General features: G+C 56.6%; 21 protein-coding genes, 1 other RNA gene and 1 pseudogene. 11 read left to right on the top strand and 12 right to left on the bottom strand.

Annotated features, from left to right (window positions below):
- From acrB to USG84_RS15355, 5 genes are all read left to right on the top strand, one after another.
- Positions 1–3147, top strand: a complete 3147-nt coding sequence (gene acrB, locus USG84_RS15375; RefSeq protein ID WP_061099017.1) for a multidrug efflux RND transporter permease subunit AcrB — start codon at positions 1–3, stop codon at positions 3145–3147.
- A 510-nt stretch (positions 3148–3657) separates the two neighbouring features.
- Positions 3658–4032, top strand: coding sequence for an Hha toxicity modulator TomB (tomB, locus tag USG84_RS15370; protein WP_008499288.1), 375 nt, complete (start codon positions 3658–3660; stop codon positions 4030–4032).
- A 27-nt stretch (positions 4033–4059) separates the two neighbouring features.
- On the top strand, positions 4060–4278 hold the full coding sequence (locus USG84_RS15365; RefSeq protein WP_008499287.1) for an HHA domain-containing protein: 219 nt from the start codon (positions 4060–4062) through the stop codon (positions 4276–4278).
- Between the two features lie 209 nt (positions 4279–4487).
- Positions 4488–5039: a maltose O-acetyltransferase gene (gene maa / locus USG84_RS15360; RefSeq protein WP_151413936.1), complete on the top strand. Its 552-nt coding sequence runs from the start codon at positions 4488–4490 to the stop codon at positions 5037–5039.
- 117 nt (positions 5040–5156) lie between these two features.
- Entirely contained in the window at positions 5157–5624 is a 468-nt protein-coding gene (locus tag USG84_RS15355) for a YlaC family protein (RefSeq protein ID WP_061099019.1), read from the top strand.
- On the opposite strand, the gene USG84_RS15350 is transcribed toward USG84_RS15355, so the two are convergent.
- Positions 5596–7056 (bottom strand): PLP-dependent aminotransferase family protein, encoded by a 1461-nt coding sequence (locus USG84_RS15350; protein ID WP_151413937.1) that lies wholly within the window; start codon positions 7054–7056, stop codon positions 5596–5598. The genes USG84_RS15355 and USG84_RS15350 overlap by 29 nt on opposite strands.
- Positions 7057–7157: 101 nt before the next feature.
- Between USG84_RS15350 and USG84_RS15345 the strand changes: the two genes are divergently transcribed.
- Positions 7158–7868 carry a GNAT family N-acetyltransferase gene (locus USG84_RS15345; protein ID WP_253540944.1) on the top strand — a complete coding sequence of 237 codons (711 nt, stop codon included), beginning with the start codon at positions 7158–7160 and terminating at the stop codon, positions 7866–7868.
- Here USG84_RS15345 and ykgO read toward each other — a convergent pair.
- Both ykgO and USG84_RS15335 read right to left on the bottom strand, forming a co-directional pair.
- Positions 7865–8005: a type B 50S ribosomal protein L36 gene (gene ykgO, locus USG84_RS15340; RefSeq protein ID WP_003859006.1), complete on the bottom strand. Its 141-nt coding sequence runs from the start codon at positions 8003–8005 to the stop codon at positions 7865–7867. The genes USG84_RS15345 and ykgO overlap by 4 nt on opposite strands.
- A 2-nt stretch (positions 8006–8007) precedes the next feature.
- On the bottom strand, positions 8008–8268 hold the full coding sequence (locus USG84_RS15335; RefSeq protein ID WP_006176933.1) for a type B 50S ribosomal protein L31: 261 nt from the start codon (positions 8266–8268) through the stop codon (positions 8008–8010).
- 219 nt (positions 8269–8487) lie between these two features.
- On the opposite strand from USG84_RS15335, the gene USG84_RS15330 reads away from it, so the two are divergent.
- A complete protein-coding gene (locus USG84_RS15330) occupies positions 8488–10053 on the top strand; it encodes an EAL domain-containing protein (protein ID WP_061099022.1) in 1566 nt (521 codons plus the stop codon).
- Here the strand turns inward: USG84_RS15330 and USG84_RS15325 are convergent.
- Positions 10046–10318: a metal-sensing transcriptional repressor gene (locus USG84_RS15325; protein WP_116341576.1), complete on the bottom strand. Its 273-nt coding sequence runs from the start codon at positions 10316–10318 to the stop codon at positions 10046–10048. The two genes, USG84_RS15330 and USG84_RS15325, sit on opposite strands and share 8 nt — an antisense overlap.
- Positions 10319–10451: 133 nt before the next feature.
- Between USG84_RS15325 and USG84_RS15320 the strand changes: the two genes are divergently transcribed.
- Positions 10452–11279 carry a nickel/cobalt efflux protein RcnA gene (locus USG84_RS15320; RefSeq protein ID WP_151413938.1) on the top strand — a complete coding sequence of 276 codons (828 nt, stop codon included), beginning with the start codon at positions 10452–10454 and terminating at the stop codon, positions 11277–11279.
- A gap of 33 nt (positions 11280–11312) precedes the next feature.
- Here USG84_RS15320 and USG84_RS15315 read toward each other — a convergent pair whose 3' ends face one another.
- The 3 genes from USG84_RS15315 to USG84_RS15305 all read right to left on the bottom strand — a co-directional run bounded on the left by USG84_RS15315 (position 11313) and on the right by USG84_RS15305 (position 16266).
- Positions 11313–14405, bottom strand: coding sequence for a beta-galactosidase (locus USG84_RS15315; RefSeq protein WP_320738358.1), 3093 nt, complete (start codon positions 14403–14405; stop codon positions 11313–11315).
- A gap of 102 nt (positions 14406–14507) precedes the next feature.
- The gene (locus USG84_RS15310; protein WP_253540937.1) at positions 14508–15578 is read right to left on the bottom strand and encodes a LacI family DNA-binding transcriptional regulator; all 1071 of its coding nucleotides are present in this window, start codon (positions 15576–15578) and stop codon (positions 14508–14510) included.
- A 76-nt stretch (positions 15579–15654) separates the two neighbouring features.
- A complete protein-coding gene (locus USG84_RS15305) occupies positions 15655–16266 on the bottom strand; it encodes a YczE/YyaS/YitT family protein (RefSeq protein WP_151413939.1) in 612 nt (203 codons plus the stop codon).
- An 86-nt stretch (positions 16267–16352) separates the two neighbouring features.
- Between USG84_RS15305 and USG84_RS15300 the strand changes: the two genes are divergently transcribed.
- Positions 16353–17774, top strand: coding sequence for a PLP-dependent aminotransferase family protein (locus USG84_RS15300; RefSeq protein ID WP_253540934.1), 1422 nt, complete (start codon positions 16353–16355; stop codon positions 17772–17774).
- Between the two features lie 80 nt (positions 17775–17854).
- On the opposite strand, the gene USG84_RS15295 is transcribed toward USG84_RS15300, so the two are convergent.
- The 3 genes from USG84_RS15295 to ffs all read right to left on the bottom strand — a co-directional run bounded on the left by USG84_RS15295 (position 17855) and on the right by ffs (position 18673).
- Entirely contained in the window at positions 17855–18070 is a 216-nt protein-coding gene (locus USG84_RS15295; RefSeq protein WP_028012176.1) for a hypothetical protein, read from the bottom strand.
- Positions 18067–18318, bottom strand: a complete 252-nt coding sequence (locus tag USG84_RS15290; protein WP_006176926.1) for a hypothetical protein — start codon at positions 18316–18318, stop codon at positions 18067–18069. Before USG84_RS15290 ends, USG84_RS15295 begins: the two co-directional genes overlap by 4 nt.
- Positions 18319–18576: 258 nt before the next feature.
- An RNA gene (gene ffs / locus USG84_RS15285) (signal recognition particle sRNA small type) lies at positions 18577–18673 on the bottom strand.
- A gap of 84 nt (positions 18674–18757) precedes the next feature.
- On the opposite strand from ffs, the pseudogene USG84_RS15280 reads away from it, so the two are divergent.
- Positions 18758–19154, top strand: a pseudogene (locus USG84_RS15280) (MGMT family protein).
- Positions 19155–19187: 33 nt separating this feature from the next.
- Here the strand turns inward: USG84_RS15280 and USG84_RS15275 are convergent.
- Positions 19188–19715 (bottom strand): YbaY family lipoprotein, encoded by a 528-nt coding sequence (locus tag USG84_RS15275; protein WP_028012173.1) that lies wholly within the window; start codon positions 19713–19715, stop codon positions 19188–19190.
- Between the two features lie 203 nt (positions 19716–19918).
- Here USG84_RS15275 and tesB point away from each other — a divergent pair, with 203 nt between their 5' ends.
- Positions 19919–20779, top strand: a complete 861-nt coding sequence (gene tesB / locus USG84_RS15270; RefSeq protein WP_116341587.1) for an acyl-CoA thioesterase II — start codon at positions 19919–19921, stop codon at positions 20777–20779.
- An 84-nt stretch (positions 20780–20863) separates the two neighbouring features.
- Here tesB and amtB read toward each other — a convergent pair whose 3' ends face one another.
- Positions 20864–22150, bottom strand: a complete 1287-nt coding sequence (gene amtB / locus USG84_RS15265) for an ammonium transporter AmtB (protein WP_221552311.1) — start codon at positions 22148–22150, stop codon at positions 20864–20866.
- Positions 22151–22185: the final 35 nt, after the last annotated feature.

Here is a 22185-nt window from a genome sequence, read left to right as displayed (position 1 = left end):
ATGCCTAATTTCTTTATCGATCGCCCCATATTTGCGTGGGTGATCGCCATTATCATCATGCTGGCCGGGGGACTTGCGATCCTGAAGCTGCCTGTCGCGCAATATCCAACGATTGCGCCACCGGCGGTGACGATCTCCGCAACCTACCCGGGGGCTGATGCGAAAACGGTGCAGGATACCGTAACTCAGGTTATCGAACAGAACATGAACGGTATCGATAACCTGATGTACATGTCCTCAAACAGTGACTCCACCGGTACGGTTCAGATCACCCTGACCTTTGAATCCGGTACGGATGCGGACATCGCGCAGGTTCAGGTGCAGAACAAACTGCAGCTGGCGATGCCTCTTCTGCCGCAGGAAGTGCAACAGCAGGGTGTGAGCGTCGAGAAATCGTCCAGCAGCTTCCTGATGGTTGTCGGCGTTATCAACACCAACGGCACCATGACGCAGGAGGATATTTCCGACTACGTGGGCGCCAACATGAAGGACGCCATCAGCCGTACGTCGGGCGTGGGTGACGTTCAGCTGTTCGGTTCCCAGTACGCGATGCGTATCTGGATGGATCCGAACAAACTGAACAACTTCCAGCTGACGCCGGTTGACGTGATTAACGCGATTAAAGCGCAGAACGCCCAGGTGGCAGCCGGTCAGTTAGGCGGTACGCCACCGGTGAAAGGCCAGCAGCTTAACGCGTCTATTATCGCGCAAACCCGTCTGACCTCCGCCGATGAGTTCAGCAAAATTTTGCTGAAGGTGAACCAGGACGGTTCGCAGGTTCGTCTGCGCGACGTGGCCAAGGTAGAGCTGGGTGGTGAGAACTACGACATCATCGCGAAGTTTAACGGTAAACCGGCGTCCGGTCTGGGTATCAAACTGGCGACGGGCGCGAACGCCCTGGACACCGCGACGGCGATCCGTGCGGAACTGAAGAAGATGGAACCGTTCTTCCCGTCAGGCCTGAAAATCGTTTATCCGTACGACACTACGCCGTTCGTAAAAATTTCGATTCACGAAGTGGTTAAAACGCTGGTAGAAGCGATCATCCTGGTGTTCCTGGTGATGTATCTGTTCCTGCAAAACTTCCGCGCGACGCTGATCCCAACCATCGCCGTGCCGGTCGTTCTGCTGGGGACCTTTGCCATCCTTGCAGCCTTTGGGTTCTCGATAAACACCCTGACGATGTTCGGGATGGTGCTCGCCATCGGCCTGCTGGTGGATGACGCCATCGTGGTGGTAGAGAACGTCGAGCGCGTGATGGCGGAAGAAGGTTTGCCGCCGAAGGAAGCCACCCGTAAATCCATGGGCCAGATCCAGGGCGCGCTGGTGGGTATTGCGATGGTGCTGTCCGCGGTATTTATCCCGATGGCCTTCTTCGGGGGCTCTACGGGTGCGATTTACCGCCAGTTCTCCATTACCATCGTCTCCGCGATGGCGCTGTCGGTACTGGTAGCGTTGATCCTGACGCCAGCGCTGTGTGCCACCATGCTGAAGCCGGTTCAGAAAGGCGGCCACGGCGAGCATAAAGGGTTCTTCGGCTGGTTTAACCGCATGTTTGATAAGAGCACGCACCACTACACCGACAGCGTGGGCAACATCCTGCGCAGCACCGGTCGTTACCTGCTGCTCTATATCATCATCGTAGTGGGGATGGCGTTCCTGTTCGTTCGTCTGCCAAGCTCGTTCCTGCCAGATGAAGACCAGGGCGTGTTCCTGACGATGGCGCAGCTTCCGGCGGGTGCTTCGCAAGAGCGTACTCAGAAAGTGCTGGATGAAGTGACGGACTACTATCTCACCAAAGAGAAAGCGAACGTTGAATCCGTGTTTGCGGTTAACGGCTTTGGCTTTGCGGGTCGTGGCCAGAACACCGGTATCGCCTTCGTTTCTCTGAAAGACTGGGCGGATCGTCCGGGCGATGAGAATAAAGTTGAAGCGATCACGGGCCGTGCCATGGGCACCTTCTCGCAGATTAAAGATGCGATGGTCTTCGCCTTTAACCTGCCAGCGATTGTCGAACTGGGTACGGCGACCGGCTTCGACTTCCAGCTGATCGACCAGGGCGGTCTGGGTCACGAGAAGCTGACGCAGGCGCGTAACCAGCTGTTCGGCGAAGTGGCTAAACACCCTGACCTGCTGGTTGGCGTACGTCCAAACGGCCTGGAAGATACGCCGCAGTACAAGATCGACATCGATCAGGAGAAAGCGCAGGCGCTGGGCGTGTCCATCAGCGACATCAATACCACGCTGGGCGCGGCCTGGGGCGGTAGCTACGTCAACGACTTCATCGACCGCGGTCGCGTGAAGAAAGTGTACGTGATGTCAGAAGCGCAGTACCGTATGTTGCCGAACGATATTAACAACTGGTACGTTCGCGGCAGCAATGGTCAGATGGTGCCGTTCTCAGCCTTCTCGACGTCGCGCTGGGAATACGGTTCACCGCGTCTGGAACGATACAACGGTCTGCCGTCGATGGAAATTCTGGGTCAGGCCGCGCCGGGCCGAAGCACCGGTGAAGCCATGAACCTGATGGAAGAACTGGCTAGCAAACTGCCTGCGGGTATCGGCTATGACTGGACCGGTATGTCCTATCAGGAACGTCTGTCCGGTAACCAGGCCCCTGCCCTGTACGCCATTTCACTGATTGTGGTCTTCCTGTGTCTGGCGGCGCTGTACGAGAGCTGGTCAATTCCGTTCTCCGTTATGCTGGTGGTTCCACTCGGGGTTATCGGTGCGCTGCTTGCGGCAACGTTCCGTGGATTGACCAACGACGTATACTTCCAGGTAGGCCTGCTGACAACCATTGGCTTGTCGGCGAAGAACGCGATACTTATCGTTGAATTCGCCAAAGATCTGATGGAGAAAGAGGGTAAAGGCCTTATTGAGGCGACGCTGGAAGCGGTGCGTATGCGTCTGCGTCCAATCCTGATGACCTCTCTGGCGTTCATCCTCGGCGTAATGCCGCTGGTTATCAGCTCCGGTGCGGGCTCCGGTGCGCAGAACGCGGTAGGTACAGGCGTAATGGGCGGTATGATCACCGCAACCGTACTGGCTATCTTCTTCGTCCCGGTGTTCTTCGTGGTGGTGCGCCGCCGCTTCAGCCGTAAGAATGAAGATGTGGAGCACAGTCATTCGGTAGAACCTCACTGATACCGGTTTCATATAATAAAAAGGCCGCATTTGCGGCCTTTTTCATTTCTGGAAAAAATCATAAAATAAGCTTATTGAGGTCCTATTTATTTTCTGCCATCTTAAACAGACATATCATAATTAACTGATAACTTAATCGGTGAATTCAGGATTTTTTTAAATCTATTTCCCTGCTTAAGTTGTTAGGAATATTCCTAATTAAAAGTTAAGACAAACAGAACTCCGGATGTGAACTTTTCTTATGGCTGTAAGCTAAGCCGATGAAACGTAAGGAAGCGAAAAAAACAATCGTTAATCCTGATAAAAAAGTTCAGTTTCGGATGAACATTTGCGTAGACGCTCGCAGCCTGCGGTTTTATTTGTAATTTTTCGTAATAGCGCGGTGAAATCCAGGAAGGAGTGGCTTATAGTTAGGTTATCAGGAACACAGCACTCATGTAGCTAAGTCAGATGTATCCATCCCGACAATGATGTTCGGTGAGTAAGAAATCACTCAGAAGGGGATGCGCTATGGACGAGTACTCGCCAAAAAGGCATGATATCGCGCAGTTGAAATTTCTCTGCGAATCCTTGTACCATGACTGCCTTGCCAATCTTGATGAAAGCAACCATGGCTGGGTAAACGACCCAACGTCTGCCATCAATTTACAGTTGAACGAGCTGATAGAGCATATAGCTACCTTCGCACTTAATTATAAAATTAAGTACAATGAAGATAATAAGCTCATTGAGCAAATTGATGAATACCTGGACGACACCTTTATGTTGTTCAGCAGTTACGGCATTAACGCTCAGGATTTGCAAAAATGGCGTAAATCGGGAAACCGGCTATTCCGCTGTTTCGTCAACGTGAGCAGAGCTAACCCGGTTAGTCTTTCCTGTTAAAATTATTACAATTACTAAGGTGAAATTATGTCTGATAAACCACTCACAAAGATCGATTATTTGATGCGCTTACGACGTTGTCAGTCAATTGACACTCTTGAACGCGTCATTGAAAAGAATAAATACGAGCTTTCTGATAATGAACTGGCGGTATTTTATTCAGCCGCTGACCATCGCCTTGCAGAGCTAACGATGAATAAGCTGTATGACAAAATCCCTACTTCTGTATGGAAATTTGTCCGTTAATCTTCGAAGTGTGTCTGTAGAGGTTCTACGCCACGTAATAAGCTGTATTCACCTGTCCCGTTATGCTCCCTGCGCGAAAGCCAGGTCTCCGTGTTAAACGCGCTCGTCAGCAACAATGTTGTGACTCTTGTCACATCGGCCTTCCGGGAACGTTCCCCTTAAAGCCTGTTGCGATTACCCTTCAGGAATAACATCCAGAGAGGTTTCCGATGAGCATAGAAAAACAGAAGATGATTTCAGGTGAACATTACCGCCCTGGTGATGAGACGTTACGCGCCGACCGGCTGCGGGCGCGCCATCTGCTTCACCGCTATAACCACTCCGCGCCTGACGATAAAACAGAACGCCAGAACATTCTGGCGGAACTGCTGGGGCAAAGCGAAGGGGCATATATTGAGCCGAGCTTCCGCTGTGACTATGGATATAACATTTATCTGGGCAAAGACTTTTACGCCAACTTCGATTGCGTCATGCTGGATGTCTGTCCCGTTCATATTGGCGACAACTGCATGCTCGCGCCGGGCGTTCATATTTATACGGCAACCCATCCGCTGGATGCGCAAGAACGTAACAGCGGCGTGGAGTTTGGTAAGCCCGTCACCATTGGCAATAATGTCTGGATTGGCGGCCGCGCGGTGATTAACCCAGGCGTCACCATCGGGGATAATGTGGTTGTGGCTTCCGGTGCCGTAGTGACGAAAGACGTGCCGGCTAACGTGGTCGTGGGCGGCAACCCGGCGAAAATCATCAAAACGCTGTAATGTTCCGGGGAGCCAACTGTTATGGTCTTTTAGCGCCCGACTGTTACTTTTTTCAGCCTGATGGCTCCCCTAAAATTGGCAGACACCCTGTATTGTCAACTCTCATAAAGGCAAAAAATGACCGAGATACAGCGCCTGCTTACCGCCACCATCGACGATCTTAACCACCGCGAAAAGCGCGACAATCGCCCGCGCTTTAGCATTAGCTTTATCCGCAAACATCCCGGGCTGTTTGTTGCCATGTATGCCGCCTGGCTGGCGACGCTGATTGTCATGCTGAAATCCGAAACGCTGGTGGACTCCGTCTGGCTGCTGGTTGTGCTGTTTATCGTGTTTAACGCCTTTTTCTTTTTTGACGTGAATCCCCGCTACCGTTACGAAGATATCGACGTCCTCGATTTCCGGGTCTGCTACAACGGCGAATGGTACAACACGCGTTTCGTGCCGAATGAGCTTATCGACAGCATCCTGCACTCTCCGGCTGTCGAAACCGTGCAAAAAGAGAAGCTGCAGAAAATGGTCGCGACGAAAGGCCAGCTCTCTTTTTATGATGTTTTTACCCTTTCCCGCTCTGCTGCTGCGTAATTAACGCCTGCAGGCGTCGGATACCCGGCGCAAACTGCGAAGCAGAGGTGTTGCCGTAACCTAAAACCAGGCCGGTTTGCCCCTGCTTCGTCTCCAGGTAATAGCCGCTCAGCGCAGCGGGTGCCAGCTGAAACGCCCTCGCCTTCTCCACCAGCCGCTGGTCGTCGATACCGTCAATCGCCAATGTCAGGTGCATCCCCCCTTCCCCGGCAAGAACACGGTGCGGAGTATGAAGCTCTGCGCTCAGTACCTCCCGCAGCTGGCGGTAACGCTTACGATACAGGCGACGCATGGCGGCAAGATGACGGGCATAATGCCCCTCCTCGATAAACAGCGCCAGGGTGCGCTGTTCTGCGCGATGCCCGCCGCGCAGCAGCGAGCCGATGGCCGGACGCGCCGCTTTCGCCAGCGCTGGCGGCAACACCATAAATCCCATTCGCAGAGACGGAAACAGCGTTTTACTGAACGTCCCCAGATACACAACGGGCGCGTTGTTGACCATGCCCAGCATCGCCGGTACGGGCTCGCCGACATACCGGAACTCGCTGTCGTAATCGTCCTCAATGATCCACGCCTTGTGCTGGCGGGCCAGTTCCAGCAGCGCCAGACGCCGCCGCGCGCTGAGCACGCTCCCGTAAGGAAACTGATGCGATGGCGAGGTGAAAACGAGCGCAGGCGAAGGCGCATGCTGCCCTTCCCAGCACATTCCCTCGTCATCCACCGGTATGCCGGTCATCGCCAGGCCGGTTTTGACAAAGGCGCTTTTGGCCCCGCCGTAGCCGGGATTTTCCACCCAGGCGACATCCCCCGGCTCGCTTAACAGCATCGTGCACAGATTGACGCCCTCCAGCGCCCCTTCGGTTATCACAATCTGGCTGGCGTCGCAGTCAATGCCGCGAGAGAGCGCAAGGTGGCGGGCGATGGCTGCCCGCAGCGACGGCTCCCCGGCCGGGTCGCCATAGCCCAGCAGAGCGCTCCCCTCTTCCCGCAGGACGCGATCGTACAATCGTCGCCACAGCGGCAAGGGAAAATAGTTGATGGCGGGCGTTCCCGGCGTAAAGGCCATTACCGGTGTGTCGCGCGGCACAGGCGCAGGCAGCCGGGCGACGCGTTTTGCAAGCCGGACGTCAGGATCGGGCAGAACCCGCGGGCTGGCACGATGGGCGAACTGCGCTACCCGCGTTCCCTGACGGTTACGCAGCAAATAGCCTTCGAGCGTGAGCTGGTCCAGCGCCGCGTTGACGGTGTTCCGTGAAACGGAAAGCTGCTGCGCCAGCGTTCGCGAGCCGGGCAAATGGCTGCCGGACCGAAGCCTTCCGCCCAGTATGGCCTCCCGCAAAGCGAGATAGAGCGCGCGCTGGAGCGTCTCTTCCCCACGCGTTTTAAGCTCAGCATGGAGCAAGGTATAAAGTTCATCGCCCGGTATGTTCATCTCATCTCCTTGTGGTACTACCAAAACATAGCCGAGTGGCTCTTTTTAAGGAACCAGTAATTTTCTAATCTGGAACTCTTCTCAACGTCACGGAAATAAAGATGGAGACATTCAATGAGTTTGGACAACCCGTGGGCGAAGCCCTTACCGACTGGCAGCCTCGCCCTCATCCGTCCCGGGTGGTACTGCAGGGGCATTACTGTCGGCTTGAACCGCTGCGCGTGGAGCATGCCGGAGCGCTGTTCTCCGCCTATGCTCTGGCCGGAGACACCCGCAGCTGGACGTGGCTACTGCGCGAACCCGATGCCACGGCCGCGGAGTTTGCCGAATGGGTGGCAAGCGTGAGTGAGTTATCTGACCCGATGCACTTTACCGTTATAGATAATCAGACCCAGGCCCCGGTCGGGACGCTGGCCCTGATGCGGATCGACCCTAAAAACGGCGTGGTGGAAGTGGGACACGTTCACTTCTCCGTGCTGCTAAGCCGTACGCCCATGTCAACAGAAGCGCAATATCTGCTGATGCGGTACGTGTTCGATACCCTTGGCTACCGGCGATACGAATGGAAGTGCAACAGCCTGAACGAGCCTTCACGCAAAGCGGCACTGCGTCTGGGCTTTCAGTTTGAAGGGCGTTTTCGCCAGGCGCTGGTCATAAAAGGCCGTAACCGGGATACCGACTGGTTTTCGATTCTCGACAAAGAGTGGCCGGCGCTGGCGAGCGCCTTTGAAGGCTGGCTTGCCACCGACAATTTTACTGCCGATGGCAAACAGAAAAGATCCCTGGAAAGCTGGCGAGAAACGCGCGTTTAGCGTCTTTTTTTACGTCCCTGCACCGCCTTAAAGCGCGGATTGGATTTGCAAATCACGTATAAGCGTCCCTTGCGTTTGACTATCTGGCAATCCGGGTGACGCTGTTTTGCGCTGCGCAATGAGTTAAGCACCTGCATGGTTAGCCCCGCTTCGCATTAAGAAAACCGCCAAAACGCTTGCGGAAGCGCGCTGCGCTGCCGTCCGTGGAGAACGTTTTTTGCTTACCGGTATAAAACGGGTGCGATTTTGAAGAAACCTCGATAGTGATGTACGGATAGGTTTCACCGTCGAGCTCTATTTCGCGGTCGGTTTTAATGGTTGAACCAACTTTAAAGTATTCATTGGCGCTGGTGTCGTGGAATACCACGGTGCGATACGCTGGATGGATGTTGGGTTTCATCATAAATCCTTTGTGTTTTGTTATAACATAACAAAATAGTATCCAGGCCGGGTTGAAAAAACAACCCCCTCTCTCCTGAGGATATTTTCTAATTTGCTTTAGATAACATGAAAACCCCGCCCCCACGTGCTATAACTATCTCATTTCGCGGTAAAATCTTTCTCTTCAGGCAGGGAACTCAGCGTCCGGATTCGGGCATATGAGAAAGGAAACGACAGCATGAAAACCCGACATCTGGTCAGTCTGGTGACTGGCGTACTTATCTTTTCCGTGCTGGTTCCCATTTGCCTCAGCATCTGGCTTGCCCATCGCCAGGCGGAAGAGAAATTTGTCGATGCGCTGGATAGCTATGCTTCTCGCGTGCTGATGCGCACCGACAGGGTCGTGGATCAAGCTAAAGAAGCGTTAAATCTTCTGCAGGAATTTAAAGGGGTCCCCTGTAGTCCGCTGCACCTGAGGGAGATACGTCGTGTCGCGTTCTCATGGCGTTATATCCAGGAGGTGATCTACATCGACAATCTCCGCCCCCTCTGCTCTTCGCTTGAGCAGGCCAGCAAAGCGGCCTCTTACCCTCCCCCCATGCGTATCACCGAAGATGGCTACAGCGCGTGGCTTACCGCACAAAACGATCTTGGTTTTCACCGCTACATGGCCGTCCTGGGGAAAGGTCATTACCTTGTTCTGATCGATCCTGCCTCGCTAGTGGATGTGATCCCCTTCGGGGCGATTGCCATTGATGCCGCCCTGGTGGGAAGCGCAACGCATCTGATTTTCGCCAGCAGCAACACGCTTGACCCGCATATCCGCGATCGGGTTAACGATGGGGGAATCTCCAGCATTCAGTACAACGGTTCAATGTATGTGATGAAACCCGTACCTGAGCTGGGGTTTACCGTCGTCGCGTGGGCTACGCTCAAGCCCCTGGCTGAAACCTGGCACCGGCAGCTTCTTTTCTGGTTACCCTTCGGCATGTTGATAAGCCTGCTCGCCGCGCTCTTTGTCCTGCGGATCCTGCGACGTATCCAGTCGCCGCGCAATCGCCTGCTGGACGCCATTAACAGCCGCGATTTTGTGGTTCACTATCAGCCCATAGTGGCGCTGTGTAGCGGCAGAATTGTCGGCGCAGAGGCGCTGGCGCGCTGGCCCCAGCCAGACGGAAGCAGCCTCTCGCCTGATATTTTTGTCCCGCTTGCCGAGCAAACCGGCCTCATCTCGCAGCTGACGCAGTTAGTTATGGAAAAAGTGTTTGAAGATATGGGCCACTGGCTGCAGCTTCACCCCGATCAGCATATCTCCATCAATCTCGCCCCGGCCGATTTGATCTCCGGTAATCTGCCGCCTCTACTGAGTCAACTCCTGAATAAGTGGCAGATTCACCCCAGACAAATCGCCCTTGAGTTAACCGAGCGTGGCTTTGCCGACCCCAAAATCAGCGCGCCGGCCATCGCCGCGTTTCGCCGTTCGGGCCACCCTGTCTACATTGATGATTTTGGCACAGGCTATTCCAGCCTCAGCTATCTGCAGGATCTGGATGTCGACACGCTAAAAATTGATAAATCGTTCGTGGATGCGCTGGAGTACAAAAACGTAACGCCGCACATTATCGAAATGGCGAAGTCGCTGCAGCTGGCGATGGTGGCGGAAGGCGTGGAGACCGAAGGGCAGCTCACCTGGCTGCACCGCCACGGCGTGCAGTATGGGCAGGGGTGGTTCTACAGTAGGGCGCTGCCAAAGACAGAATTTATCCTTTGGGCAGAAAACAACCTCGCCACGCGATCTACTTAAGATAGGATTTGATCACCTGCAGCACGACGCCAAGATCGGCTTCACGCTGCGCCTCTTCAGGCTCTTTCACGACATGATCGGTAAGATGCCCTTCAATCACCTGCATCATCATGCCATTGACCGCGCCACGGATCGCCGCCAGCTGCTGTAGCACGTCGGCACATTCGTGATCGCTGTTAAGCATTTTTTCCAGCGCGGTGCTCTGCCCCTGAATTTTCTTCAGGCGAGTCAATAACATCTTCTTATCGCGAACGGTATGTGACATCTCTGCCTCCCTCAGTTTTGGCTTTTAAAGCATATCACGCTCTACTCCCCCTGAGTATTTTTCTACTGGGGGGTAGTATTAACCTACTGGGGGGGAGTACTATTTGCGCACGCTTTCCACACCGGAAATTTCAATGAACGATTTTGCTTCACTCCTGCAGCAGGGTAATGCCTGGCTGTTTGTTCCCAGCGCTATCCTGCTCGGTGCGCTGCATGGCCTGGAGCCGGGCCACTCAAAAACAATGATGGCTGCCTTTATCGTGGCGATCCGCGGCACGCTGAAGCAGGCGGTGCTGCTCGGGCTGGCGGCCACGCTTTCCCATACGGCGGTGGTCTGGATCATTGCCATGGCGGGATTATGGTTTGGCCGCGGCTGGGACGCACATACGTCCGAACCCTGGTTCCAGCTGATCTCCGGGGTGTTGATCGTTCTGATCGCCCTGTGGATGGCGTGGCGAACCTGGAAAGAGAGCCGGCCGCACGATCGTTATCATCATGGCCATGATCACCACCATGACCATGACCATGACCACCATCACGATCATCACCATCACCACGAACACCCGCTGGTTGAAGAGGAGTGGCAGGACGCCCATCAGCGCGCGCACGCGCAGGATATTAACCGGCGCTTTAACGGACAAAACGTGACGACAGGACAGATCGCGATGTTTGGCCTGACCGGCGGGCTTATCCCCTGCCCGGCGTCCATTACCGTTCTGCTGATCTGCCTGCAGCTGAAGCATTTTGCGCTCGGCGCGACGCTGGTATTCAGCTTCAGTATCGGTCTGGCGTTAACGCTGGTCGCTTCCGGCGCGATTGCCGCCTTAAGCCTTAAGCACGCGACAAAACGCTGGCCCGGATTTAGCGAACTTTCCCGCAAAGCGCCGTGGATATCCGCTGCTCTGATCGTCGTGGTAGGGATTTACATGAGCCTGCATGGCCTGAACGGCATTCTGGCGTAAGCAGGCGGCCACGCCCGGTGGCCGCCCCTCTGGTCAGGTCAGATTCTGCTGCCAGCTGAAGGTATAACGCAGCCGGTGCGTCTGCAGGATAAATTCCGGCGAAACGCTGGGGCTCCAGGAGTCATCGCCGCCCACCCCCATATGAAACGCATCGAGGTTGAGCCAGCACCCCGGCTCTTCCCGCAGCAGATGATGATGGGTTGTCTCACGCAGCTGTTGCTGGCTATAGCGGCTCACCGAAAAATGGAACCGGCCGTTCAGCCGATGTGGCCCCAGCAGAAGCTTCTGGGTATCACAGCGCAAACCATTTTCCGTCGGGAAGATATACGGCGTGTGCATGGCTGCCAGGGGCAGCGTCCAGCGCCCCTGCTGCGCCGCCAGCTTTCTGTCCGGGTAGTTTTCATGCGGCCCCAGCCCCAGCCAGTCAACCTTTTCCGGCGCGTCAGCGAGATGAACGCTCAGGCCAATGCGCGCGGGCTCCGGGATATCAGACGCAATGTCGACCTGAATATCGCCGTGCAGAACCCCCTGCTCGTCCACCCGCCAGATTTTACGGCTCAGGAACAGCGCCCTGCCGCGATGCTCCAGGACATGAAGCGTGGTAACCACCACCTCACGCGCGTGCTGCTCTGCCTCACAGTGCAGCACTCGCGAGGTGAGATCGTACATGCCCGCCGCTTTCCAGCGTTCCACCCACGCGTTTGGATCGATGCGCGTCGCTTCGCTCACGCCAATGTCGTTGTCCAGCGGCGCGCGGCTGACGTTATCCGTCACGGGTGAAAGCAGCGTTTCAACGCCATTTCGCCACCATTGAGTCAGGTATCCGGATGCGCGATCGAACTGCCAGCGCTGTTGACCATGCGTGACCTCAAGGATGCGATCGTGTTGCGTTAAAACCGGCGGCTCGCCCGTAGAGACTGGTGGTGCGATAAAGAGTGGAGCGGGAAGCGGCCACTGCTCCCACGCGCAGCGATGGCCTGCCGGTGACCACGGCGTTGCTAGCGGCTGGCGAACCTCAACGTTCAGCCAGATTTCACCCGGCCCGGCCTTCAGCTCCGGCAGGTCGAGCTCCAGACGCTGGGTGCCTTCAGGCGTTATCGCGAGCGTCACCTCGCCTGCGGCCAGCACGTCTCCGTCCCGGGCAACCGTCCAGCTCAGCACTTCGTTATCGTTAGGACGGAACAGGTAGCCGCTTTGCACCTCAATCACCAGCGGAGAGGTGCTGACCAGCGTAAAGGTAAAGAACTGCTGGGCGCGCTGCGCCTCGTACAGCGCCGGATGCGGCGTGCGATCGGGGAATACCAGTCCGTTAAGGCAGAACTGCCGATCGTTCGGCTTATCGCCAAAATCCCCGCCGTAGGCCCAGAACGCGTTGCCCTTTTCATCTTTCTTCGTCAGGGCCTGATCGACCCAGTCCCAGACAAACCCACCCTGCAGGCGAGGATGGCTGCGAAACGCCTGCCAGTATTTCGCAAAGCCGCCAAAGCTGTTTCCCATCGCGTGGGCGTATTCACAGAGGATCAGCGGACGCGTTTCGTCCGGCATGCCGATCCATTTTTTGATTGACCATTTAGGCACCGCCGGGAAGGGCTGATCCCGATCGACCCGGGCGTACATCGGGCAGACAATATCGGTCGCCGCCGTATTCGCCCCGCCGCCTTCGTACTGCACCGGGCGCGTAGAATCGGTGGTCTTAAGCCAGCGGTACAGCGCATCGTGATTCGCGCCGTGGCCGGACTCGTTGCCCAGGGACCAGATGATAATGGAGGGGTGATTGCGATCGCGCTGCACCATGCGGGTCACGCGCTCGCTCATGGCGGGCAGCCAGCGCGGATCGTCTGCGAGGCGGCTCATCGGCACCATGCCGTGGGTTTCGATATTGGCTTCGTCAACGACGTACAGCCCGTAGCGATCGCAAAGGCGGTACCACAGCGGATGGTTCGGGTAGTGCGAGCAGCGCACGGCGTTGAAGTTATGCTGCTTCATGATTTCGATATCGCGGCGCATGGTCGCCTCGTCCATCACCTGGCCGTTTTCCGGGTGATGCTCGTGACGGTTAACGCCGCGGATCAGCAGCGGCTTACCGTTAAGCTTCAGCAGGCCGTTGCTGATGTCAACGCGGCGGAAGCCCACATCGCACGCCTCAACCTCCAGCACCCCACCCTGCGGGCTGAGAAGCGCGATCGTCAGGCGATACAGGTCCGGCGTTTCAGCACTCCAGAGCGCGGGGCGGTCAACGGGGATCGCCACCGTCAGGCGTTCGTCCCAGCGGCCGCGCTCGTCCACAATGGCGGACCCCGGACGTCGGGAAACGCTGGCGCATTTTTCACCCTTTCGCCACAGGGTAAAGACCACCTCGCAGTCCGCAAAATCCGCCCCTGCCAGCGTGACATCAGCCTTCAGCACCGCGCGATCCAGCTCCGCATTCAGGTCCGTCACCACGTGATAATCGGCAATCTGCGTTTCGGGTTTATGCAGCAGCGTCACGTCGCGGAAAATGCCGCTCATGCGCCACATGTCCTGATCTTCCAGATAGCTGCCGTCGCACCAGCGCAACACCATAACCGCCAGGCGGTTTTCACCGGGCCGCAGGACCGCCGAGAGATCGAATTCGGCGGGCAACCGGCTGTCCTGGGAATAGCCCATCCACCTCCCGTTGCACCACAGATGAAACGCAGAGTTCACGCCGTCAAAGATGATGCGGGTCTGCCCGCTCTGAAGCCACGCGTCATCCACATCGAATGTGAGCGAGTAACAGCCGGTTGGGTTTTCTTGCGGCACAAAAGGCGGATTAACGGGGATGGGATAGGTGACGTTGGTGTAGACGGGCGTGTCAAACCCCTGCATCTGCCAGTTCGACGGCACGGGCATCGCAACGGCGTCCGCACAGTCTTCGGTTACCCACGCCTCCGGGATTTGCTCAGGTGCAGGGAAGTAGTTAAATCGCCACATCCCATTGAGGGAGCGTCTGCTGGCGGATGCAGCATCATCCAGGGCAGGCCGTTCAAGACGCCAGCTGTGTAACGGCGCATGTGCCTCCAGACGGTTCCACTGGGTGACGCCCGGGTTTTCCCAGTCCCGTCGGGCCAGAATGGCGCTGAGAGTCAGCGATAAAGTGTTGGGCATAGTAACCTCTTTGCGAAGCGCTCACAATTTTGGTTAACATGCCCTGGCACCCGGTGACGGTAAAGCACACAATCGCGGGGTAGCGAGTCCGATCACAAAGTTTTATTTGCGGGCAAGCTGCCCGGCAAGGAGGGCCAGGCTTCTGAGCTGCTGCGCCAGATCCTCGCATTCGGCCTGCTGCGGGGTGCGGCGCGCGCTGGAGTGGCGGGTCACCAGCGTCACCGGCAGCTGAACCTGCCAGCATTCCTCCTCCCCGGAGGGGGCCAGAAGCCACTCCACGCTGCGCTCGCCCGCCTCGCGAAACGCCTGACGAATGGTCGTCAGCGGCGGAGAAAACCAGGCGCTGTCGGCCGTATCGTCAAACCCGACCACCGATATCTGGCCAGGAACAGCGATCCCTTTTTCCGCACAGGCGCGCATCACCCCAAGCGCCATCTGATCGTTCGCCACCAGAATGGCATCCGGTAATACCGCCCCCGAGAGCAGCACATGTCCCTTCTCATAGCCGCTGGCCGCGCTCCAGTCGCCGTAGGCCACCGCAGCCGCGTCAAGACCCGCCTGCGCCAGCGTCGCTTTCCATCCCGCCAGACGCGCGCGCGCAGAGACCGAGCTTTCCGGCCCGCTCAGCAGGGCAATATGCTGATGCCCCAGCGAAAGCAGATGCTCAACGCCCAGGCGCGCGCCCTCCCCGGCGTTAAACACGAGGCTATTGACCCGCGCTGACGGTGATACGTCGAGGAACAGCACCGGGACGGGCGTCGCCAGCGCCCTCAGCGCTTCGGCGTGCGGATCGTCTAGCGGCACATTTACCAGCAGCGCGTCTACCCGCTGCGCCAGCAGCGCCTGAAGCGCCGCCTGACACTGTTGCGGCTGCTCCACCATGGAAATCAGGACGCTCGCCCCCTGCCCTGCAGCCCGGGATTTTACCGCTGACGCAATTTGCGAGGGCGCATGCAGCGCCAGATCGGTGGTGATGAGGCCCAGCGTACGGGTGCGTTTCCCCGCCAGCTGCTGCGCCCGCAGGTTGGGGACGTAATGCAGCTCCGCCATTGCCTGCTGCACCTTTTCCCGCGTACGGGCAGAGACGTGCTCCGCGTCGTTAATCACGCGGGAAACGGTCTGATAAGAAACCCCCGCAAGGAGGGCGACATCATAAAGAGTGATTGCTTTCATGCGTTCTGGCATCGCGATTGTCGAAGCGTCTATTCTGGCACAGCGACGCCGTTAAAACATGTGAGCGCTTCGCAAATTAAACAACCCGCTCCGGCTGCGGCATTTTCTCACCGCGCGGCTTCTGGCGGAACCAGGGCAAACAGAGCTGAATAAGCGGGCCAATGGTCAGAGCGTACACCACGGTGCCCACCCCAAACGAGCCGCCCAGCACGCACCCAATCAGCAGGACGGACACTTCGATGGAAGTACGCACGCTGCGAATGGACCACCCCAGCCGGGCGTGAATGCCGGTCATCAGGCCGTCGCGCGGACCAGGCCCGAAACCGGCGCCGATGTACATGCTGGTGGCGATCGCGTTCATCACGATACCCGACGCCAGGAAAGCGATGCGTACGGGCAACGAACTCAGTTCGGGGATAAGCGCCATGCTGGCGTCCGCCGCCAGACCAATGCAAATCACGTTGCTGATCGTGCCAAGACCGGGCATTTGACGCAGTGGGATCCACAGTAAGAGTACCGCGGCACCGGTCAAAATGATCGCCGTCCCGATGCTCATCCCCAACTGTATTCCCACGCCAAGGTGAAACACATCCCACGGATCGACCCCCAGATCCGCGCGAATAAACATCGCGGTGGAAAGCCCATACAGCCCTAAACCGACATAAAGTTGCAGCAGACGACGTACCATTTTTATTTTCTCCAGTGAACCCGGCTTTCATCCTGACCTAAAATGGCACTAAGATTAATGTCCAGTTTTTAAATAGTGGACTGCATATGTCATCACGCCGCTTCGGAAGCCAGTCTTTGGTACGCCTCTTAGGGCACTGGCAGCAAACCTCATCCCGCACTCCGCTCTGGCGCCAGCTGGCCGACGCGCTGCGCCTGTTAATCCTTGATGGCCGGCTGGCGCTGCATACGCGCCTGCCGGGTGAGCGTGAGCTGGCGACGGCGCTGGACGTGAGCCGAACCACCGTCAGTAGCGCCCTCGCCCACCTGCGTGAAGAGGGATATCTTGAAAGCCGCCACGGCAGCGGGTCGCGCGTCATCCTCCCGGATGCACGCGCCGTTCCCACCCTTTCCGCAGCGAGCGTCGCCCTGGATCTCTCCACTGCCGCCCTCAATGCCGGGCCAGAGATCCACCAGGCTTACACCCATGCGCTTACGGCTATTACTCAGCACCTCTCCCTGACGGGGTACGATCAGCTTGGGCTGCCGGCGCTGCGGGAGGCCATCGCTGCGCGCTATACCGCACGAGGTCTTCCCACCCGGGCAGACGAGGTGATGGTGGTCAACGGTGCCGTCAGCGGGTTTGCGCTGGTGCTGCGGATGATGGCCGGACCGGGGGATCGCGTGGTGGTCGATCACCCCACCTATCCGCTGGCGATTGCCGCTATTCAGGGGGCGCAGTGTCGGCCTGTAGGAGTGTCGCTGCCGGAAACGGGCTGGGATACGGATGGATTCGCGGCCACGCTTGCCCAGACCGCGCCGCGCCTGGCCTACCTGATGCCAGATTTTCACAACCCAACCGGACGATGTATGGATATCGCCACCCGTCAGGCAATCGCAGATATTGCAGCCCAGACCCGCACGGCGCTGGTCGTTGATGAAACGATGGTCGATCTCTGGTTTGATTCGCCTCCACCGCCGCCGCTGGCATCGTTTAACCCGCAGGCCAGCGTGATAACGTTAGGCTCTGCCGGAAAAAGCTTCTGGGGCGGGCTGCGTCTCGGCTGGATCCGCGCCTCCTCGCGTACTATCGCCACGCTCGCCCAGACGCGCGATACGCTGGATTTAGGCTCGCCGCTGCTGGAGCAGCTGGCAACGCTGTGGCTTATCGACAATAGCGAGCGTTTTCTGCCCGCTCGCCGCAAGATGCTGGCGCAACGGCGCGATCGATGCAGTGACCTGCTGCGAGAACATTTCCCGGAGTGGACGTTTCATGAGGCGGAAGGTGGGCTCTCTTACTGGATCGAGCTTCCCGGCATGCTGGCGACACAGCTTGCCGCACGGGCAGAAATCATCGGGATTAACCTGGGAACCGGGACGCGGTTTGGCTTATCGGGAGCGTTTGACCGCTTTTTACGTATGCCCTTTTCGCTGGAGCCAGCGGAGCTGGAAGCGGCGTTGCTGCGGATTAAACCGTTATGGCTCGCGCTAAATTCAAATACGCCAGCAGTCAAACGCAGCCTGGTTTAATATTAAAATTTTGAACTGGATCATAAAATAAAAACTGCTGACTGTAATATATGCAGTCAGCAGTTTTCACTGGTCAGGATTTAGTGCTGAGGAGGAATGGGGAAACCTTTCAATGAAATAACGAAGTTATCACCGTCTTTCTTTATTTTTGCACCGGTATCACACCAGTCAGACGCAATACGAAAGAACTCATCGCTTCCAACATTCCAGCCAAGACGTACATGCTTCACGTAGCCTGAACGCAACAGAGCGCAGGCCTCGTTGTAGTCACTGGCAGTTGACAGTTGTTGTTTCATTTTCTCTTCTTCAGAAGTTTACGTAGAGCCTTGATTTCTTTAGGAGTAAAAGGAGAAACACTCTCTTCTTCCGTATGCTGATTATCAATATCCTCTTCCGATACTCCCGCCTCTTCTACTGCTTCAAACGCCAGCAGCAGCAGTTTCTCTGTGGTCACGCTTAAATTTTCGTTATTTACTTCCGCATAGTGGCGGAGTCTTTCTTTTAGCGCTTCGTCAATTTTAACATTTAAAACTGCAGTAGCCATGTTTGTCACTTCCCTTCGGAATAAGTGCTTTATTTAATACACGAAGTTATCACTGTTATCCAGATCTATATTTTTTTGAATTTTGACGAAAATAGACGTCCAATTATAAAATGCCAGTCTATTATTACAGGTTTATGACAATAATATTTCATAGCGATGAAATATATATTACACGGTATAGGCATTGTATTATTGTGGATAAAGGCTAAAAAGGGAGAGAAACAGGAAAGATGGGATGAGGCCACAAATGGGTGGGGGCCCTGCCAGCTACATCCCGGCACCCACGTCGTCTGCCCTGGCTGCTTCCTTCCGGACCTGACCTGGTGAACAGAGTAGCGTTGCGGGAGAACCAACAGAGCCCCCATTGAGAGCGTTGATAACCAACGCGCTGGCGCATTATCCCTGTGCGAAGAGCCAATTGCAAGCGACCAGGAACCGGATGCTGGTTTCTTGCGCAAACAGGCGCAGCAATCAGGACGAACTTCGTTTACCATGACGTTCCAAACATCCCCACAGGTGAAGGTATGGACGAACAGGACTCCTTTCCCCAGCGCGTATGGCAAATCGTGGCCTCGATTCCGGAAGGCTACGTCACTACCTATGGTGATGTAGCACGGCTGGCCGGTTCCCCGCGCGCGGCGCGACAGGTTGGTGGCGTCCTCAAACGCCTGCCGGAAGGGAGTACGCTGCCCTGGCACAGGGTGGTAAACCGTCATGGCGCCATCTCGTTAACCGGGCCGGATCTCCAGCGTCAGCGTCAGGCATTGCTTTCAGAGGGTGTGCAGGTGTCGGGAGCAGGACAGATTGATCTGCAGAAATACCGCTGGGTGTACTAAACCCTCCCCCGAAGGAGAGGGTAATAGCAACAGTTACATCTGAGTCGGTGGGGTTGGCAGGGACGGCTGGTTGGTCTGTGGAGCAACCGGGACTTCGGTTTGCTGCACCGGCACCAGATTCAGGTCGATTTTGGTTCCACCGTGGTTAATCGCTTCCTGGACCGTATCGGTGATAAAGACCAGCTTGCCGTTGATGGTTACCGCTGCGCTCAGCAGAATACGGGCATTCGGCTGCACGTCTGACGGGTTATATGGCAACACGAAGCTAAACGGAGCCTGCTTACCTTCAGTACGGACCGCGCGCTGGGCCAGCACTTTCGACGGTGCGTCAGCCAGGGAAGCATCAGACAGCGTTACCGTTAATACCGCATCCGGCGGCAGCGCGACTCTCTGTTTAATCCAGATTGTACCAGAAACGTTAGGCTGCTGAATGGATTGCTGTGAAAGGGTATTAATCCCGTTCGGATCTGCAGCTGGTACCGGCACCTGGGCGCTCTTACCGGCACAGGCGGACAACGCCACCGCAATAGCTACACCACTTAGCATGGGCACGAGTTTCATTGAAGTCTCCTTATCATCAATGCACCAGCGGGATCGATCCCATCCGATGTCGTTTCAATCACATAACGTTTTTAAGTGTGGCACAGATCACCGATTAATGCCTAAAAACGTGCCGACATTCAGATTATTCTACCCATCGGACCACTTTCATTTCTGCGTTATACTCAGCCTATCTTTCGCTACGGCGTATATTGAGGACAACTATGAGTCAGGCACTGAACAATCTGCTGACATTACTGAATCTGGAAAAAATTGAGGAAGGACTCTTTCGCGGACAGAGCGAAGACCTGGGCTTACGTCAGGTCTTCGGCGGGCAAGTCGTTGGACAAGCGCTGTACGCTGCAAAGGAGACCGTCCCTGCAGACCGTCTGGTGCACTCATTCCACAGCTATTTCTTACGCCCTGGCGACAGCGCTAAACCGATCGTATATGACGTTGAAGTTCTGCGAGACGGCAACAGCTTCAGCGCACGCCGCGTGGCGGCCGTTCAGAACGGTAAGCCTATCTTTTATATGACCGCCTCATTCCAGGCGCCGGAGCCGGGGTATGAGCATCAGAAAGTGATGCCGCCAGCACCGTCGCCGGACGAGCTAAAATCAGAGACCGATATCGCCCGCGCGCTGGCGCATCTGCTTCCGCCGCAGGTCAAAGAGAAGTTTCTCTGCGATAAACCGCTGGAGATCCGCCCGGTTGAGTTCCACAACCCGATGAAAGGCCATACCGCCGAGCCGAAACGCCAGGTCTGGATCCGCGCCAACGGCACAGTGCCGGAAGATTTCCGCGTGCATCAGTATCTGCTGGGCTACGCGTCAGACTTTAACTTCCTGCCGGTTGCGCTACAGCCGCACGGCGTTGGCTTCCTTGAAAAAGGGATGCAGGTCGCAACCATCGATCACTCCATGTGGTTCCACCGTCCGTTCAATATGAATGAGTGGCTGCTTTACAGCGTGGAGAGTACCTCAGCGTCGAGCGCTCGCGGATTTGTGCGTGGAGAGTTTTATACCCAGGACGGCGTGCTGGTCGCTTCTACGGTGCAGGAAGGGGTGATGCGTAATCGCGGGTGATTTTGCCTTCACCCTGACCCTCTCCCACGGGGAGAGGGAAGAAATACTAAAAACGGCAATCGGAGATTGCCGTTTTGCTTTTTATTATGCGTTATACGCATTCTCGCCGTGGCTGTTGACGTCGAGACCTTCGCGCTCCTGCTCTTCCGGTACGCGCAGACCCACCGTCATATCCGCCAGCTTATAGCCGATGAAGGCGACAACGGCAGACCACACAACGGTAATGGCGATACTTTCCAGCTGTACCAGCACCTGGTGAACCATGGTGACACCTTCTGCGTAACCCACGCCACCCAGCGATTTCGCGGCGAAGATACCGGTCATGATACAGCCGACGATGCCGCAGACGCCGTGGACGCCGAACACATCGCAAGGGTCGTCAACGCGCAGCACGCGCTTCAGGGCGGTGACGCCCCACAGACCCGCAAGGCCTGCGACCAGACCAACCAGCAGCGCACCGCCCACACCCACATAGCCGCACGCCGGGGTGATACCGACCAGACCGGCAATGGCCCCCGAACAGGCACCCAGCAGAGAAGGTTTACCGCGTACCGCCCACTCGCCGAATACCCAGGAAAGAATTGCACCAGCCGTGGCCACAACGGTGTTCACGAAGGCCAGCGCGGCGATTTCGTTCGCGGCACTTGCGGAACCGGCGTTGAAGCCAAACCAGCCAAAGTAGAGGATAGCCGTACCGGTAAACACCATCGGCAGGTTGTGCGGTTTGAACGCTTCTTTACCGAAGCCCACGCGTTTGCCAATCAGGTATGCTCCCACCAGACCCGCTACCGCGGCGTTGATGTGCACAACGGTACCGCCCGCGAAGTCCAGCGCACCATGGCTCGCCAGCAGACCACCGCCCCAGACCATGTGCGCAATCGGCACATAGGAGAGCGTCAGCCAGACCACCACAAAGATCAAAACGGCAGAGAAACGAATGCGCTCAGCAAGCGCGCCCACGATCAGCCCGACGGTGATGCAGGCGAACGAGCCCTGGAAAGCAACGTGGATGTACTGGTAGAAGCTGCCCATCAGCGCGGTCAGCTCAATATTTTTCAGCATCACCCAGTCGAAGTTGCCAAAGAAGGCGTTGCCGGTACCGAAGGCCAGCGAGTAGCCGTAAACCACCCACAGCACGCAGACCAGCGCGAACGTCACGGCAACCTGCGTCAGCATGGAGAGAACGTTTTTACCGCGGATCAGGCCGCCGTAGAACAGCGCAATGCCCGGGATAGACATGAACAGCACCAGCGCGGTGCTGATCATCATAAAGGCGTTATCGGCTTTGTCTGCCACGGCTGGGGCAGCCAGCGCCAGGCCCGGCAGCAGTGCCAGCGAACCCAGACCCGTTTTAAGTGTTGCTATCTTCATTTTCTCGATCCCTATCACTGTGTGCCAGGCGTTAT

The sequence above is a fragment of the Enterobacter sp. 168J2 genome (genome assembly GCF_034107265.1).
In the GTDB taxonomy this organism is placed as follows: Bacteria; Pseudomonadota; Gammaproteobacteria; order Enterobacterales; family Enterobacteriaceae; genus Enterobacter; species Enterobacter nematophilus.
This window is presented reverse-complemented; position numbering and strand designations above follow the sequence as displayed.

What these genes read in the sequence shown, in the direction of transcription:
- USG84_RS15355 (WP_061099019.1), top strand. Translation starts at nt 5,157, where the DNA reads ATGACCGAGATACAGCGCCTGCTTACCGCCACCATCGACGATCTTAAC.
- amtB (WP_221552311.1), bottom strand. Translation starts at nt 22,150, where the DNA reads ATGAAGATAGCAACACTTAAAACGGGTCTGGGTTCGCTGGCACTGCTG.
- USG84_RS15300 (WP_253540934.1), top strand. Translation starts at nt 16,353, where the DNA reads ATGTCATCACGCCGCTTCGGAAGCCAGTCTTTGGTACGCCTCTTAGGG.
- tesB (WP_116341587.1), top strand. Translation starts at nt 19,919, where the DNA reads ATGAGTCAGGCACTGAACAATCTGCTGACATTACTGAATCTGGAAAAA.
- USG84_RS15330 (WP_061099022.1), top strand. Translation starts at nt 8,488, where the DNA reads ATGAAAACCCGACATCTGGTCAGTCTGGTGACTGGCGTACTTATCTTT.
- USG84_RS15335 (WP_006176933.1), bottom strand. Translation starts at nt 8,268, where the DNA reads ATGAAACCCAACATCCATCCAGCGTATCGCACCGTGGTATTCCACGAC.
- ykgO (WP_003859006.1), bottom strand. Translation starts at nt 8,005, where the DNA reads ATGCAGGTGCTTAACTCATTGCGCAGCGCAAAACAGCGTCACCCGGAT.
- tomB (WP_008499288.1), top strand. Translation starts at nt 3,658, where the DNA reads ATGGACGAGTACTCGCCAAAAAGGCATGATATCGCGCAGTTGAAATTT.
- USG84_RS15310 (WP_253540937.1), bottom strand. Translation starts at nt 15,578, where the DNA reads ATGAAAGCAATCACTCTTTATGATGTCGCCCTCCTTGCGGGGGTTTCT.
- USG84_RS15365 (WP_008499287.1), top strand. Translation starts at nt 4,060, where the DNA reads ATGTCTGATAAACCACTCACAAAGATCGATTATTTGATGCGCTTACGA.
- USG84_RS15325 (WP_116341576.1), bottom strand. Translation starts at nt 10,318, where the DNA reads ATGTCACATACCGTTCGCGATAAGAAGATGTTATTGACTCGCCTGAAG.
- USG84_RS15275 (WP_028012173.1), bottom strand. Translation starts at nt 19,715, where the DNA reads ATGAAACTCGTGCCCATGCTAAGTGGTGTAGCTATTGCGGTGGCGTTG.
- USG84_RS15305 (WP_151413939.1), bottom strand. Translation starts at nt 16,266, where the DNA reads ATGGTACGTCGTCTGCTGCAACTTTATGTCGGTTTAGGGCTGTATGGG.
- acrB (WP_061099017.1), top strand. Translation starts at nt 1, where the DNA reads ATGCCTAATTTCTTTATCGATCGCCCCATATTTGCGTGGGTGATCGCC.
- USG84_RS15350 (WP_151413937.1), bottom strand. Translation starts at nt 7,056, where the DNA reads ATGAACATACCGGGCGATGAACTTTATACCTTGCTCCATGCTGAGCTT.
- USG84_RS15320 (WP_151413938.1), top strand. Translation starts at nt 10,452, where the DNA reads ATGAACGATTTTGCTTCACTCCTGCAGCAGGGTAATGCCTGGCTGTTT.
- maa (WP_151413936.1), top strand. Translation starts at nt 4,488, where the DNA reads ATGAGCATAGAAAAACAGAAGATGATTTCAGGTGAACATTACCGCCCT.
- USG84_RS15295 (WP_028012176.1), bottom strand. Translation starts at nt 18,070, where the DNA reads ATGAAACAACAACTGTCAACTGCCAGTGACTACAACGAGGCCTGCGCT.
- USG84_RS15290 (WP_006176926.1), bottom strand. Translation starts at nt 18,318, where the DNA reads ATGGCTACTGCAGTTTTAAATGTTAAAATTGACGAAGCGCTAAAAGAA.
- USG84_RS15345 (WP_253540944.1), top strand. Translation starts at nt 7,158, where the DNA reads ATGGAGACATTCAATGAGTTTGGACAACCCGTGGGCGAAGCCCTTACC.
- USG84_RS15315 (WP_320738358.1), bottom strand. Translation starts at nt 14,405, where the DNA reads ATGCCCAACACTTTATCGCTGACTCTCAGCGCCATTCTGGCCCGACGG.